The sequence below is a fragment of the Stenotrophomonas sp. 220_Sma genome (genome assembly GCF_056487375.1).
Genome location: NZ_CM151348.1, coordinates 1,808,378 through 1,821,872, shown reverse-complemented (window position 1 = coordinate 1,821,872; position 13,495 = coordinate 1,808,378). Strand labels below are relative to the sequence as shown.

12 protein-coding genes are annotated in these 13,495 nt (G+C 67.9%); 8 read left to right on the top strand and 4 right to left on the bottom strand.

Annotation, left to right across the window (positions count from 1 at the left end; all coding sequences use genetic code 11):
* Positions 1-12: 12 nt before the first annotated feature.
* Positions 13-888 (top strand): CAF17-like 4Fe-4S cluster assembly/insertion protein YgfZ, encoded by an 876-nt coding sequence (gene ygfZ / locus ACZLIB_RS08660; RefSeq protein ID WP_478469603.1) that lies wholly within the window; start codon positions 13-15, stop codon positions 886-888.
* Positions 889-975: 87 nt separating this feature from the next.
* Here ygfZ and ACZLIB_RS08655 read toward each other — a convergent pair whose 3' ends face one another.
* The gene (locus tag ACZLIB_RS08655; protein ID WP_478469602.1) at positions 976-2,058 is read right to left on the bottom strand and encodes an ABC transporter ATP-binding protein; all 1,083 of its coding nucleotides are present in this window, start codon (positions 2,056-2,058) and stop codon (positions 976-978) included.
* 352 nt (positions 2,059-2,410) lie between these two features.
* Between ACZLIB_RS08655 and zwf the strand changes: the two genes are divergently transcribed.
* From zwf to eda, 5 genes are all read left to right on the top strand, one after another.
* Positions 2,411-3,847, top strand: coding sequence for a glucose-6-phosphate dehydrogenase (gene zwf, locus ACZLIB_RS08650; RefSeq protein ID WP_010484333.1), 1,437 nt, complete (start codon positions 2,411-2,413; stop codon positions 3,845-3,847).
* Positions 3,844-4,851 carry a glucokinase gene (gene glk / locus ACZLIB_RS08645; RefSeq protein WP_010484331.1) on the top strand — a complete coding sequence of 336 codons (1,008 nt, stop codon included), beginning with the start codon at positions 3,844-3,846 and terminating at the stop codon, positions 4,849-4,851. The genes zwf and glk overlap by 4 nt, the downstream gene beginning before the upstream one ends.
* Positions 4,848-5,573 (top strand): 6-phosphogluconolactonase, encoded by a 726-nt coding sequence (pgl, locus tag ACZLIB_RS08640; RefSeq protein ID WP_012510707.1) that lies wholly within the window; start codon positions 4,848-4,850, stop codon positions 5,571-5,573. The genes glk and pgl overlap by 4 nt, the downstream gene beginning before the upstream one ends.
* A 58-nt stretch (positions 5,574-5,631) precedes the next feature.
* Complete coding sequence (edd, locus tag ACZLIB_RS08635) at positions 5,632-7,548, top strand: phosphogluconate dehydratase (RefSeq protein WP_125895701.1); 1,917 nt, start codon at positions 5,632-5,634, stop codon at positions 7,546-7,548.
* Between the two features lie 205 nt (positions 7,549-7,753).
* On the top strand, positions 7,754-8,413 hold the full coding sequence (eda, locus tag ACZLIB_RS08630; RefSeq protein ID WP_110711920.1) for a bifunctional 4-hydroxy-2-oxoglutarate aldolase/2-dehydro-3-deoxy-phosphogluconate aldolase: 660 nt from the start codon (positions 7,754-7,756) through the stop codon (positions 8,411-8,413).
* A gap of 330 nt (positions 8,414-8,743) precedes the next feature.
* Here the strand turns inward: eda and ACZLIB_RS08625 are convergent, their stop codons facing one another.
* The 3 genes from ACZLIB_RS08625 to ispG form a co-directional block, all read right to left on the bottom strand.
* Positions 8,744-9,391 carry a response regulator gene (locus ACZLIB_RS08625; protein WP_004153112.1) on the bottom strand — a complete coding sequence of 216 codons (648 nt, stop codon included), beginning with the start codon at positions 9,389-9,391 and terminating at the stop codon, positions 8,744-8,746.
* Between the two features lie 201 nt (positions 9,392-9,592).
* Positions 9,593-10,342, bottom strand: a complete 750-nt coding sequence (locus ACZLIB_RS08620) for a phosphatase PAP2 family protein (RefSeq protein ID WP_032128858.1) — start codon at positions 10,340-10,342, stop codon at positions 9,593-9,595.
* Positions 10,323-11,588: a flavodoxin-dependent (E)-4-hydroxy-3-methylbut-2-enyl-diphosphate synthase gene (ispG, locus tag ACZLIB_RS08615; protein WP_180838578.1), complete on the bottom strand. Its 1,266-nt coding sequence runs from the start codon at positions 11,586-11,588 to the stop codon at positions 10,323-10,325. The genes ACZLIB_RS08620 and ispG overlap by 20 nt, the downstream gene beginning before the upstream one ends.
* A gap of 114 nt (positions 11,589-11,702) precedes the next feature.
* Between ispG and ACZLIB_RS08610 the strand changes: the two genes are divergently transcribed.
* On the top strand, positions 11,703-12,929 hold the full coding sequence (locus ACZLIB_RS08610) for an ATP-binding protein (protein ID WP_032128856.1): 1,227 nt from the start codon (positions 11,703-11,705) through the stop codon (positions 12,927-12,929).
* On the top strand, positions 12,926-13,495 hold the full coding sequence (locus tag ACZLIB_RS08605) for a response regulator transcription factor (protein WP_012510702.1): 570 nt from the start codon (positions 12,926-12,928) through the stop codon (positions 13,493-13,495). Before ACZLIB_RS08610 ends, ACZLIB_RS08605 begins: the two co-directional genes overlap by 4 nt.

The following is a 13,495-nucleotide window of genomic DNA, read 5'->3' as shown; positions in this document are numbered from 1 at the left end:
GACCTCGTTCACGTGCCTGACAACCTGCCCCCTGCTTTCGTCGGATATCCGCGCCTGCCCGGCCACCAGTTGCTGAGCCTGCAAGGCCCGGATGCGGCTGTCTTTGCCCACGCCCAGTTCAGCAGCGATGTCACTGCCCTGCCCCTGCTGCACTGGCAGTGGAGCGCCTGGCTGAGCGCCAAGGGCCGCACCCTGGCGGTGTTCCAGCTGCTTCGGCTGGCCGAAGACCATGTGATGCTGGTGCTGGCCGATGGTGATGCCGATGCGATTGCGTCGCAACTGCAGCGCTTCGTGTTCCGCCGCAAGGTGAAGGTGCAGGTGCGCAGCGATCTGGCGGTGGCCGGCGCGTTCACCGCACCCGAGGCCGCCAGCGGCGCCGCGATTGCGCAGACTGCAGGTGACGGCTGGGAGCTGGACCTGGGCAGCGACGCCCTGCCGCGCACCCTGCGCATTGGCAGCGCCGAAGCGTTCGCCGCTGGCAGCGAAGCCGATGAGGCCGCTTTCGCCCTGGCCTGGCGCCAAGCAGACCTGCGCTACGGCCTGCCCCGGCTGCAAGAAAGCCAGCGCGAAGTGTGGACCCCGCAGCAGCTGGGGTTGGACCGCCTGAACGGTTACAGCGTGAAGAAGGGCTGCTATCCCGGCCAGGAAATCGTCGCCCGCACCCACTTCCTCGGCAAAGCCAAGCGCGCGGTGCAGCTGCTGCATACCGCGGCACCGGCGCAGGCCGGCGATGGCGTGCAGCAGGGTGGCGCAGCGCTGGGCACGATTGCCTGCGTGGCCGGCGACCTGGCACTGGCGGTGCTGCCGCTGGAAGCCAGCGACGCTGATCTGCAGGTGGGTGATGCGATCGCGCAGCGCATGCCGTTGCTGGATGGCCTGGCGCGCTGAGCCCGGTGGATGAAGGAATGGTAGTGCCGGCCGCTGGCCGGCAACCATGCATGGTTGAAGTTGCCGGCCAGCGGCCGGCACTACCCGTTACAGCCGCTCGCCGGATTCCGGGTTGAAGAAGTGCAGGCCCTGCGGGTGGATCGCCACGCGGATCTGCTCGCCCACCGCCGGCAGCGACTGCGGCGCCACGCGCATGGTCAGCGCGTGCTGGCCACTGCTCAGATTCACGAAGATCTCGTTGCCGACCGGCTCGATGCCTTCGATGCGCGCGATGAACGCATGCGCATCATCGGCGGCCGCCGGTTGCAGGTGCTCCGGGCGCACGCCCACCGCGATCGGCTTCTGCAGCCACGCCGGATCGATCGTGGCCTGGCCCAGCGGTGCACGCCATTCGCCGTCGACCACGGTCACGCCACCGGCATCGCCCTGCAGCATGCCACGCAGCACGTTCATCGCCGGGCTGCCGAGGAAACCGGCCACGAACAGATTGGCCGGGCGGTCGTACAGCGCCATCGGCGTATCGATCTGCTGGATGATGCCGTCCTTCAGCACCACGATGCGCTGGCCCAGGGTCATCGCTTCGACCTGGTCGTGCGTCACGTAGATCATGGTGGTGCCCAGCTTGCGGTGCAGCTGCGCGATCTCGGTGCGCACGCTGTGGCGCAGCTTGGCATCGAGGTTGGACAGCGGTTCGTCGAGCAGGAACACCGCCGGCTCGCGCACCAGTGCGCGACCCAGCGCAACACGCTGGCGCTGGCCACCGGACATCGCCTTGGGCAGCTTGTCCATCATCTCGGTCAGGCCCAGGGTCTGCGCTGCTTCGGCGATGCGCTTGTCGATGGTCGCCTTGTCATGCCCGCGCAGCTTCAGGCCGAAGGCCAGGTTCTCGGCCACGGTCATGTGCGGGTACAGCGCGTAGCTCTGGAACACCATGGCGATGTCGCGGTCCTTCGGCGCCACGTCGTTGACCACGCGATCACCGATGGTCAGCGTGCCGCCGCTGATCTCCTCCAGGCCAGCCACCATCCGCAGCAGGGTCGACTTGCCACAGCCGGACGGACCGACCAGCACCATCAGCTCGCCATCGGCGACCTCGAAGCTGGCGTCCTTCACCGCGACCTGGCCGTTGTCATAGACCTTGCGCACACCCTGCAACTGCACTTTTGCCATATCACCTATCCGGTCCGCCCGAAGCCGGGCTGTCTTTTGGGACTGCCTCGGCCCTCCCGATGGCAGTGATGATTGCGCGCCTGCCGCATGACGGCGAGCACTGCAATCGAATACAGTTGCCCATTCTGCCATGTAAACGTTTTCACGTGGCACTATCCGATGATCGGTGCGCACCGATCTGCGTCGGCGGTTGAACGAAGGTTCCGCCGAGGCAGTGGTTTCGAATGGAACGGTCTTCCGCTACCCCGGAGATCGCACCTGACGAACCTCGGACAGGCAGTTGCGCGGATGTCCCCCGAACCCAGCCATGAAGCGATTGACAACGATGTCACCCGGATCTGAAACTCGAGCGATGCACGACACCCTCTTCCTGTTCGGTGCCACAGGTGATCTGGCCCAGCGCTACCTGTTCCCTTCGCTGCTTCGCCTGCTTGGCGACGGCCTGCTGCCGGAGGACTTCCGCATCCGTGCGCTGGCCCTGTCCGGGCATGACACCGAAGCCTTCCATGACATCCTGCGGCCGCGCCTGCAGCAGGCCATGCCGATGGCCACGCAGGACGACATCAGCGCCCTGCTGCGCCGCATCGACTATCGTTCGGTGGACCTGCGCGACGTCGACTCGGTTGCCGCCGCGGTCTCCGACCTGGTGCACCGCAAGTGCGTCAGCTACCTGGCCATTCCGCCGGGCCTGTACATCTCCACCTGCGAAGGCCTGGCCAAGGGTGGCGCCCTCGCCGCACCGGCACGCCTGATGCTGGAGAAGCCGATCGGCAGCGACAGCGAGAGCGCCGAGGAAATCATCAGCACCATCGGCCAGTGGATCGACGAGGACCGCGTGTTCCGCCTCGACCATTACCTGGGCAAGGCGGCGGTGCAGAACCTGATCGCACTGCGCTTCGGCAACACGCTGCTGGAAGCGGTGTGGAACCGCAACTACATCGAATCGGTGCACATCCTGGTGGCCGAGAGCGAAGGCGTGGATGGCCGCGACGCCTACTACGCCCGCTCCGGCGCGCTGCGCGACATGGTGCAGAGCCACATCCTGCAGCTGCTGTGCATGGTGGCGATGGAGCCGCCGGCCTCGCTGGAAGCCGACCGCATCCGCGACGAGAAGGTCAAGGTGCTGCGCGCCCTGCGCCCGCTCGATGCCAAGCACGCCGCGCGTGACAGCATCCGTGGCCGCTACACCGCCGGTACCATCAACGGCCAGCCGGCCCAGGCCTACCAGCCGCCGGAAGGCAGCGACGTGGAGACCTTCGCCGGGGTCACCGCGCATATCGACAACTGGCGCTGGAGCGGCGTGCCGTTCCACCTGGTCACCGGCAAGCGCCTGCCCGAACGCACCACCCGCGTGGTGGTCACGCTGAAGCCGGTCACCCACTGGCTGTTCGAGCGCCCGCAGCGCGCGCAGGCCGCACCGAACCGCCTGGTGTTCCAGCTGCAGCCGCAGGAAAACATCGAACTGGGCCTGATGAGCAGCCTGGCCGGCCCGGAATGGGGCGCGCTGGAACTGCATCCGCTGGAACTGGAACTGTCGGTGCCGACCGGTCTGCACCGCCGCATCGCCTACGAACGCCTGTTCCTGGATGCCTTCAACGGCAACCACACGCTGTTCGTGCGCGATGACGAAGTGCGCGCGGCCTGGGCGTGGATCGACAGCGTCGCCGACGCCTGGAAGGATGCCAAGCTGCCGCTGGAGCCCTACCCGGCCGGCCAATGGGGCCCGAGCAATGCGGGCGAGTTCCTGCCGCAGGGCGTGGACGCGCCGGACAGCGGAGCGTCGGCATGAGTGCCAGCTCGCAGCCGGTGCTGGTCGCCGACATCGGCGGTACCAACGCCCGCTTCGCCCTGGCCGACACCTCGCAGGACGCACCGCTGCAGAAGGACAGCATCCGCGAGTACGCGGTGGCGGAGTTCCCGTCGCTGGGTGATGCCGCGCGCCACCATCTGGAACAGATCGGCGCTACCGCCAGCCGCGGCGTGTTCGCGGTCGCTGGTCGCGTCGACGGTGACGAAGCGCGCATCACCAACCACCCGTGGGTGATCTCGCGCAGCCGCACCGCCGCCATGCTCGGTTTCGACGAACTGCACCTGATCAACGATTTCGCAGCGCAGGCGATGGCGATTTCACTGCTGCAGCCCGATGACGTGGTCCAGGTCGGCGGTGCCGCCTGGGTCCCGGGCAAGCCGGGCCAGCCGCGCAACTATGCGGTGATCGGGCCGGGTACGGGCCTGGGTGTCGGTGGCCTGATCCTGCGCCACGGCCGCTGCTACCCGCTGGAAACCGAAGGCGGCCATGTCAGCTTCCCGCCGGGAACGCCGGAGGAGATCCGCATCCTGGAGATCCTGTCCGAACAGTTCGGCCGCGTCTCCAACGAGCGCCTGATCTGCGGCCCTGGCCTGGTCAACATCCATCGCGCGGTATGCGAGATGGCCGGCATCGATCCGGGCCAACTGCAGCCGGTGGACGTGACCGCCCGCGCCCTGCACGGTGACCCGCAGGCGATGCGCACCGTCGATGTGTTCTGCGCCGTGTTCGGCGCCATCGCAGGCGACCTGGTGCTGACCCAGGGCGCATGGGACGGCGTGTTCCTGACCGGCGGGCTGACCCCGAAGATGCTCGATTCGCTGCAGCACTCCGGGTTCCGCCAGCGCTTCGAACACAAGGGCCGCTTCTCCTCGATCATGGCGCGGGTGCCCTCGTTGGCCGTGATGCATCCCCACGCCGGACTGCTGGGCGCCGCCGCCTATGCCGCCGACGCCGAACGTGACGCACCTGGAGTTGCCGCATGAGCCCCACCACCTTCCACGACGACCGCATCGAGTTCATCCAGCACGGCGATGCCGATGGCTGGATCGAGGCGGTGGCCGCCGAGATGGCGCAGACCCTCAACCACGACATCAACGAAGTGGGCCGCGCCCGCATCCTGTTGTCTGGCGGCACCACGCCGGCACCGGTGTACCAGGCGCTGGCCGAACTGGACGTGCACTGGGACCGCGTGGAAGTGAGCCTGGCCGATGAGCGCTGGCTGTCGCCGCAGGATCGCGACAGCAATGCCTGGCTGGTGCGCGAGAATCTGCTCAAGCGCGCCGAAGGTGCGCATTTCGATCCGCTGGTGCGGATCGGCAAGCCGCTGCCGGAATGCGTGTACACCGCCAACCTGCAGGCGCAGCACAGCCAGCCGCCGAGCCTGGTGGCACTGGGCATGGGCAACGACGGCCACACCGCCTCGCTGTTCCCCGGCTCGAAGGACCTGGCCCGCGCACTGGAAAGCACCCTGCCCTATGCCGCGCTGGACGCCACCGGCTGCCCGGGCGCGAACCAGTGGCCGCTGCGCATCACCCTGACCCCGCATGGCCTGCGCCAGTGCCGCCAGCGCCTGCTGCTGCTGCGCGGCAAGCAGAAGCTGCAGGTGCTGCGCCAGGCGCTGGACAGCAACGACGCCCAGCAGTACCCCATCCTCAATGCGATCAATCTGGAAGGCGCGCGCCTGCGCGTCCACTGGGCTGATTGATGTCGGCGGCGGCGCCGCGCCGCCGCTTGCCTCTCGCCACCACGAACGCCGGTAGCCAATGAGCCTCCATCCGCAACTGCAAGCCATCACTGAGCGTGTCATCCGCCGCAGCGCCGCCTCGCGTGCCGCCTACCTGGCCGCGATCGACGCCTCCCTGCGTGAAGGCCCGTTCCGCAGCCGCCTGAGCTGCGGCAACCTCGCCCACGGGTTCGCCGCCTGCGGCGGCACCGACAAGAGCCGCCTGCGCGGCGGCGTGACGCCGAACCTCGGCATCATCACCGCCTACAACGACATGCTGTCGGCGCACCAGCCGTTCGAGACCTATCCCGAGCAGATCCGCGAGATCGCCCGCGAGCTGGGCGCCACCGCACAGGTGGCCGGCGGCGTGCCGGCGATGTGCGACGGCGTCACCCAGGGCCGCGGCGGCATGGAACTGTCACTGTTCTCGCGCGATGTGATCGCGCAGGCCACCGCGATCGGGCTCAGCCACGATATGTTCGACACCACCGTCTACCTCGGTGTGTGCGACAAGATCGTGCCGGGCCTGCTGATCGGTGCGCTGGCCTTCGGCCATCTGCCAGCGGTGTTCGTGCCGGCCGGCCCGATGACCCCGGGCATCCCGAACAAGCAGAAGGCCGAAGTGCGCGAGCGCTATGCTGCCGGCGAAGCCACCCGCGAAGAACTGCTGGAAGCGGAGTCCGCCTCGTACCACGGCGCCGGCACCTGCACCTTCTACGGCACCGCCAACTCCAACCAGGTGCTGCTGGAAGCGATGGGCGTGCAGCTGCCGGGCGCATCGTTCGTCAATCCAGGCACGCCGTTGCGCGACGCCCTCACCCGTGAAGCCACCGAGCGCGCGCTCGACATCACGGCACTCGGCGACGACTTCCGCCCGTTGGGCCGGATCATCGACGAGCGCGCGATCATCAACGCGGTCATCGCACTGATGGCGACCGGCGGCTCGACCAACCACACCATCCACTGGATCGCGGTGGCGCGTGCGGCCGGCATCGTGCTGACCTGGGACGACTTCGACGAGCTGTCACAGCTGATTCCGCTGCTGGCCCGCGTCTACCCGAACGGCGAAGCCGATGTAAACCGCTTCGCCGCAGCAGGCGGCCCGGCCTTCGTGTTCGGCGAACTGATCAAGGCCGGCCTGATGCACGGCGACCTGGTCAGCGTGGCGCGTGGCGGCATGGCCGACTACGCACGCGAACCGCAGCTGCGCGACGGCAAGCTGGTCTACCTGCCGGGCCTGGAACGCAGCGCCGACGAAGAGGTGGTGCGTGGCGTCGACAATCCGTTCGAGCACCAGGGTGGCCTGCGCCTGCTGCGCGGCAACCTCGGCAAGTCGCTGATCAAACTGTCGGCGGTGAAGCCGCAATACCGCACGATCGAAGCACCGGCGGTGGTGGTCGATGCGCCGCAGGTGTTGAACAAGCTGCATGCCGGCGGCCTGTTGCCCGAGCATTTCGTGGCGGTGGTGCGTTACCAGGGCCCGCGTGCGAACGGCATGCCGGAACTGCATTCGCTGGCGCCGCTGCTGGGCCTGCTTCAGAACCAGGGCCGGCGCGTGGCGCTGGTCACCGACGGCCGCCTGTCCGGCGCCTCGGGCAAGATCCCTGCGGCGATCCATGTGACGCCGGAAGCGGCGCGGGGTGGTCCGCTGGCCAAGGTTCGCGAGGGCGACATGATCCGCCTCGATGGCGAGGCCGGCACGCTGGAAGTGCTGGTGGACGCAGCCGAATGGGCCGCGCGCCCGCTGGCGCCGAACACCGCGCCAGCCGCGCATGATCTGGGCCGCAACCTGTTCGCGATCAACCGTCGCGTGGTGGGTCCGGCCGACCAGGGGGCGATTTCGATTTCGTGCGGGCCGGCGGCGGCTGATGGTGGGCCGTGGGAGTACGACGCGGAATACGAGCTGGGGCACGATGCGGCGGCAGCGGCGGCGCCACATGAGGCGAAAGACGCCTGAAGCGAAAAGCCGCGGCAGGCTTCCCGGCCTGGGCAGTAGAGCGCCCTGGCCGGGACACGCCGTAAACCCATCCATGGGGGCTCGATCGCGGCATCCATGCCGCTCACGGTCCCGGCCAGGGCGCTCTACTGCCCTTGGACAATTCCCGGCGCGTCATTTGCGCTGCGGCCACTGAATCAAGAAGAGCAAAGGCAAGGGCAAAAGCATGGGTATCGAACAACATCAGGTAAAGGCGGCGGAGCTGTTGCGTGCGGCGGGCATCCTGCCGGTGGTGACGATTCATACGCTGGACCAGGCGCGTGCGGTCAGTGCGGCGCTACTGGAAGGTGGTTTGCCGGCGATCGAGCTGACGCTGCGCACGCCGGTGGCGATGGAAGCGCTGGCGATGCTCAAGCGCGAGCTGCCGGATGTGGTGGTGGGTGCCGGTACGGTGCTGACCGTGGAGCAGATGCAGCAGTCGATCGATGCGGGCGCGGACTTCCTGGTGACCCCGGGTACGCCACCGGCGCTGGCCGATGCACTGGCGGCGGCACCGCTGCCGGTAGTGCCGGGTGCGGCGACGCCGACCGAGCTGCTGTCGCTGTATGCGCGCGGCTTCCGCGTGTGCAAGCTGTTCCCGGCCACGGCCGTGGGCGGGCTGGCGATGATCAAGGGCCTGGCCGGCCCGGTCGCCGATCTCAAGCTGTGCCCGACCGGTGGCATCACCGAAAACACCGCCGCCGAATACCTGGAGCAGAAGAACGTGGTCTGCATCGGCGGTTCGTGGATGGTGCCGGGCAACTGGATCGCCGACGGCGCATGGGACAAGGTGCGCGCCAGCGCCGCCGACGCCGCGAAGATCATCAAGCGCGTGCGCGGCCACTGAGCCCGGCAAAGGGGTAGAGCCGAGCCCACGCTCGGCTCCGGCATCATCAAGGGTCAGAGCCCTTTCCCACCGGGAAAGGGATCCGACCCCGGGCGACGAGCGCGCACAGCGCGCGACCCGCTCCTGCTCTTCCTTCTTCATTCCGCGGTGGACGCGCACGGAACCTGTCCGTGGCCCTGCGGAGGGATTGCGCAGGGGCGTAAGCGCCATGGATGGCGCGCCCGAGCCTCCAGGGATGGATTCACGGCGTCCCCTGCGCAATCCCTCCGCAGGGCCAACCCCACGAATCCTGCCGCACACCGCGAGGGGCTCAGCCGTTGGCCGAAACCCTTACAGCGGCCGTGCCGGATCCACCAGCCCGTACTGGCTGGCCATCCGCGCCAACGCGATGTTGTCGTGGATCCCCATCTTCTCGAACAACCGCGCCTTGTGCGTGTTCACCGTCTTCGCACTCAGGCTCAACCGCCGCGCGATGTCTTCCTGGCGCAGGCCCTGGGTCAGCAGCAGCGCCACTTCCAGCTCGCGCGGTGACAGGCTGTCGAACGGCGAACCGTTGCCTTCCACCGTCGACAGCGCCAGGTTCTGCGCGATGCTGGTGCCCAGGTAACGGCGGCCACCGGCCACGTCACGCACCGCGCGCAACAGCTCCTGCGCATCGCAGCCCTTGCCGATGTAACCGGCGGCGCCAGCCTCGAGCAGCCGCTTCGGCAGCGGGCCATCTTCCAGCACCGACACGATCACCACGCGGGTATTGCGGTGGCTGCGCACGATGCGCTCGGTCACTTCCATGCCGCTCACACCCGGCAGGTGCAGGTCACACAGCACCACATCGGGCAGCAGCTGGCGGACTTCACGCAGCGCGTCTTCGCCGGTCTCGGCTTCGCCCACCACCTCGATGTCGGTTTCCCCCGACAGAATCATCTTCATCCCGGTGCGGACCAGCGCGTGGTCATCCACCAGGTAGACTCGAATCGTCATTCACGTACCTCTTCGAATGCGGCCATTGCAGGTCAAGCTAGGCAGGGTGCCGATACCCCTGCAAGCGCGTTCGGAATGCGACCCCGGCAATCTGCCTTGCGCATCACACTACCGCGCGTTGTGCTTGCCCCCTGTCTTGCAGAACCTGCTGCAACGAAACAACTGATCTATCACGTAGACGTCCCTCAAGGGCCATCCACGTCAATCCCCCTGTGATGATGCTTCGCTGGCCTTCGCTGGCGGCGAGCCGTGACGTCGCCATGGGTGCCGGCGACTGAACATGACCAGATAGCACCCTACCACCCAAACCAGCGCGGCACACCATCCGGCCAGGATATCGGAGGGGTAATGCACCCCCAGGTAGACCCGGGACACGCTGACCAGCAGGCTGAATGCCGGTGCCAGCAGCAGCACCGGCCAGCGCCAGCGGGTGTTCCAGGCCAGCAGTACCAGGGTCACTGCCAGGGTCATCGAGCCCATCGCATGGCCGCTGGGGAAGCTGAACGTCGATTCCGGCGCGATCGATTCCCACAGGCTGGGGCGCTGGCGCTGGAAGAAGTGCTTGCTGCCCATGTTCAGCAGCGCCGAGCCGACGAAGCTGACCGCCACGAAGGTCGCCTCGCGCCAACGCCGGTAGCCCAGCAGCACGCCGATGATCAGCACGTCGGCCGGGATCAGGAACCATTCGTAGCCCAGTCTGGAAATGAGCACGAAGAAGCGGTCCAGCAGCGGCGAATGCAGGCCATGCATCTGCCACAGCAGCGGCGCATCGAAATGGAACGATTCAAACTCGTGCACCTCGTCAGCCAGGGCGACGAAGCCGGCCAGCGGCAGCAGCACGCCACCGAACAGCAGGACCAGGCGCCAGGCATTGCGCGCCATCCAGTGGCGGAAGCCGGAGGCGGACTCCGGTGCAGCGAGGATCGCAGGCTTATCCGGCGCTTCGGACATACTTGTGTTCGACGTAATCGTCGATCAGGGCGACGAATTCCTGGGCGATGTTCTCGCCACGCAGGGTCACCTTCTTTTCGCCATCGACGAACACCGGCGCTGCAGGCGTTTCACCCGTGCCGGGCAGCGAGATGCCGATATTGGCATGGCGCGACTCACCCGGTCCGTTGACGATGCAGCCCATCACCGCCAGGGTCATGTTCTCCGCACCCGGGTGGTGGATCTTCCACAGCGGCATCTTCTCGCGCACGTGGTTCTGTACCACCTTGGCCAGCTCCTGGAAGAACTCGGAGGTGGTGCGGCCGCAGCCCGGGCAGGCCGTGACCAGCGGTGTGAAGGCGCGCTGGCCGGTGGTCTGCAGCAGCTCCTGGGCGACGATCACTTCCTGCGTACGCGACTGGCCCGGTTCCGGGGTCAGCGAGATGCGGATGGTGTCACCGATGCCCTCCTGCAGCAGCACGCTCAGCGCCGCGGACGAGGCGACGATGCCCTTGCTGCCAATTCCGGCCTCGGTCAGGCCCAGGTGCAGGGCGAAATCCGAGCGCTGGGCCAGGTCGCGGTACACCGCGATCAGCTCCTGCACGCCACTGACCTTGGCCGACAGCACGATGCGGTCGCGCGGCAGGCCGAGCTCCACCGCCTGCTCTGCCGAATCCAGCGCCGAGCGGATCAGCGCCTCGCGCAGCACGCGGCCGGCGTCCCAGGGCTGCTCACGCAGGTTGTTCTCGTCCATCAGCCTTGCCGCCAGGGCCTGGTCCAGCGAGCCCCAGTTGGCACCGATGCGCACCGGCTTGTTGTAGCGGATCGCGAACTCGATCAACTGGGCGAACTGCAGGTCCTTCTTCTTGCCGAAGCCGACATTGCCCGGGTTGATGCGGTACTTGGCCAGCGCTTCGGCACAGGCCGGTTCGGCGGTCAGCAGCTGATGGCCGTTGTAATGGAAGTCACCGATCAGCGGCACGTCGATGCCCATCATCGCCAGCTTGTCGACAATGCGCGGGATCGCCGCAGCCGCTTCCACGGTATTGACGGTCAGCCGCACCATTTCCGAACCCGCACGCCACAACTCGGCCACCTGCTTCACGCTGGAGGCCACGTCGGAGGTATCGGTGTTGGTCATCGACTGCACCACGACCGGCTTGCCTCCGCCTACGGTGACCCCGCCGATCTGGACGGCATGGGTCTGGCGGCGGGGCCAGGCAGTGGCATCGGAAGGGGGCGTCGGGCGGGTAACGGCGTCGTGCATGGGCGCATTCTACCGCCCGCCTCCGCATTCCGGGTGACTCGCATTCAGCCGGCGGCACGGCTGCGGCCGATTGTCGCAGGCACGGTCACGCGTGAACGCATACGATGAGCGTGAATGACCGGTCCCGACGCCCCGTTTCTCCGAACCCTGTGCAGCCTGCGCTGGCTTGCCGTAGGCGGCCAGGCCGCCACCATCCTGGTTGCCACCTGGGTGCTGGGCCTGCCGTTGCCGCAGCTGCCATTGTGGGCGGGCGTGGCCGTGCTGACGCTGTTCAACATCTACACCCAGCTGCGCCCGGAGGCGGCCGACACCGCGCCACTGACCGCATTCGGCCACATCCTGGTGGACGTGATCATCCTGACCTGGATGGTGGGCTGGAGTGGCGGCATGGCCAACCCGTTCAGTTCGCTGTTCCTGATCCTGATCGCGCTCGCCGCGTTCGCCCTGCCCCTGCGCTGGGCACTGGCGGTGGCGCTGGCCTGCCTGCTCGGCTACGCCGCCAGCGGCATCTTCGGCCAGTCGCTGCCGGATGGCTATTTCCGCGCCCAGGACCTCAACCGCTGGGGCGTGGTCGCCAATTTCCTGATTTCCGCAGCGGTCGTGCTGACCTTCTCCACCCGCCTGGCACTGGCGCTGCGCCAGCGCGAACTGGAACTGTCGGCCCTGCGCGAACGCTTCGCCCGCAACGAGGGCATCGTCGCCCTGGCCACCCATGCCGCCTCGGTGGCGCATGAACTGAACACGCCGCTGGCGACCATGACCCTGCTCGCCGATGACGTCGCCGAGCGCAGCGAAGAGCCCGAAGTACGCGAAGACATGGAAACCCTGCGCGAGCTGCTGGTGCAGTGCCGCGAGCGCGTGCTGGCGCTGGCCGCACCGGCCTCGGCCGATGCACCGGGTCGCAGCCACTCCAGCGCCCAGCAGGTACTGGAACAGTGGCGCCTGGTGCGGCCGACCATCGACCTGCATCGCAATGACGATGCGCCGCTGCGGCTGCCACTCGACCCGGGCGTGGGCCATCTGCTGATGGTCCTGCTCAACAATGCCGCCGATGCCGGCGAGCAGGCCGGCCGGCCGCGCGTGGACCTGGACCTGCGCATCGAAGGCGACGACCTGATCGGCGAAGTCCGCGACTACGGCCACGGCTTCGACGCCCGTGCCGCGGTGCTGCCGGGCAAGCTGTTCGGCAGCAGCAAAAGCGAGGGCATGGGCGTCGGCCTGGCCCTGTCCCATGCCACCATCGAACGCCTCGACGGCGAGATGTGGATGCGCCCGGCCCAGGGGGCCGGCAGCCGCGTCGGCTTCCGCCTGCCGCTGACCCCACGTGAGGACACCCCATGAGCCTTCATCACTCCACCCTGGGCCTGCTGGTCGACGACGACGAGCTGTACCTGCGCACCCTGCAGCGCAGCCTGGCCCGCAAGGGGCTTGAAACGCAGACCGCACAGGATGCCGCCAGTGCGCTGGCGCTGGCCCGCCAGCATCCGCCGGCGTTCGCGCTGATCGACCTGAAGCTGGGCAGCGATTCCGGCCTGGCACTGATCCAGCCGCTGCGTGCCCTGCGCGCGGACATGCGCATCCTGCTGGTGACCGGCTATGCCAGCATCGCCACCGCGGTGGAGGCGATCAAGCTCGGTGCCGACGACTACCTGCCGAAGCCGGCCACGGTGCCGATGATCCTGCGCGCGCTCGGCGAGGAAGACGACGGCCCGGCCGATGATGGTGAAATGGAAGTACCTGATGCGATGACGCCGATCAGCCGCCTGCAGTGGGAACACATCCAGCAGGCGATGCACGAGACCGGCGGCAACGTGTCCGCAGCCGCCCGCCTGCTCGGCATGCACCGGCGTTCGCTGCAGCGCAAGCTGGCCAAGCGGCCGAGCCCGGAACGCGATCCCAGCCGTTGA

What these genes read in the sequence shown, in the direction of transcription:
- ACZLIB_RS08605 (WP_012510702.1), top strand. Translation starts at nt 12,926, where the DNA reads ATGAGCCTTCATCACTCCACCCTGGGCCTGCTGGTCGACGACGACGAG.
- ACZLIB_RS08620 (WP_032128858.1), bottom strand. Translation starts at nt 10,342, where the DNA reads ATGTCCGAAGCGCCGGATAAGCCTGCGATCCTCGCTGCACCGGAGTCC.
- eda (WP_110711920.1), top strand. Translation starts at nt 7,754, where the DNA reads ATGGGTATCGAACAACATCAGGTAAAGGCGGCGGAGCTGTTGCGTGCG.
- zwf (WP_010484333.1), top strand. Translation starts at nt 2,411, where the DNA reads ATGCACGACACCCTCTTCCTGTTCGGTGCCACAGGTGATCTGGCCCAG.
- glk (WP_010484331.1), top strand. Translation starts at nt 3,844, where the DNA reads ATGAGTGCCAGCTCGCAGCCGGTGCTGGTCGCCGACATCGGCGGTACC.
- ACZLIB_RS08655 (WP_478469602.1), bottom strand. Translation starts at nt 2,058, where the DNA reads ATGGCAAAAGTGCAGTTGCAGGGTGTGCGCAAGGTCTATGACAACGGC.
- ACZLIB_RS08610 (WP_032128856.1), top strand. Translation starts at nt 11,703, where the DNA reads ATGACCGGTCCCGACGCCCCGTTTCTCCGAACCCTGTGCAGCCTGCGC.
- edd (WP_125895701.1), top strand. Translation starts at nt 5,632, where the DNA reads ATGAGCCTCCATCCGCAACTGCAAGCCATCACTGAGCGTGTCATCCGC.
- ispG (WP_180838578.1), bottom strand. Translation starts at nt 11,588, where the DNA reads ATGCACGACGCCGTTACCCGCCCGACGCCCCCTTCCGATGCCACTGCC.
- ACZLIB_RS08625 (WP_004153112.1), bottom strand. Translation starts at nt 9,391, where the DNA reads ATGACGATTCGAGTCTACCTGGTGGATGACCACGCGCTGGTCCGCACC.
- pgl (WP_012510707.1), top strand. Translation starts at nt 4,848, where the DNA reads ATGAGCCCCACCACCTTCCACGACGACCGCATCGAGTTCATCCAGCAC.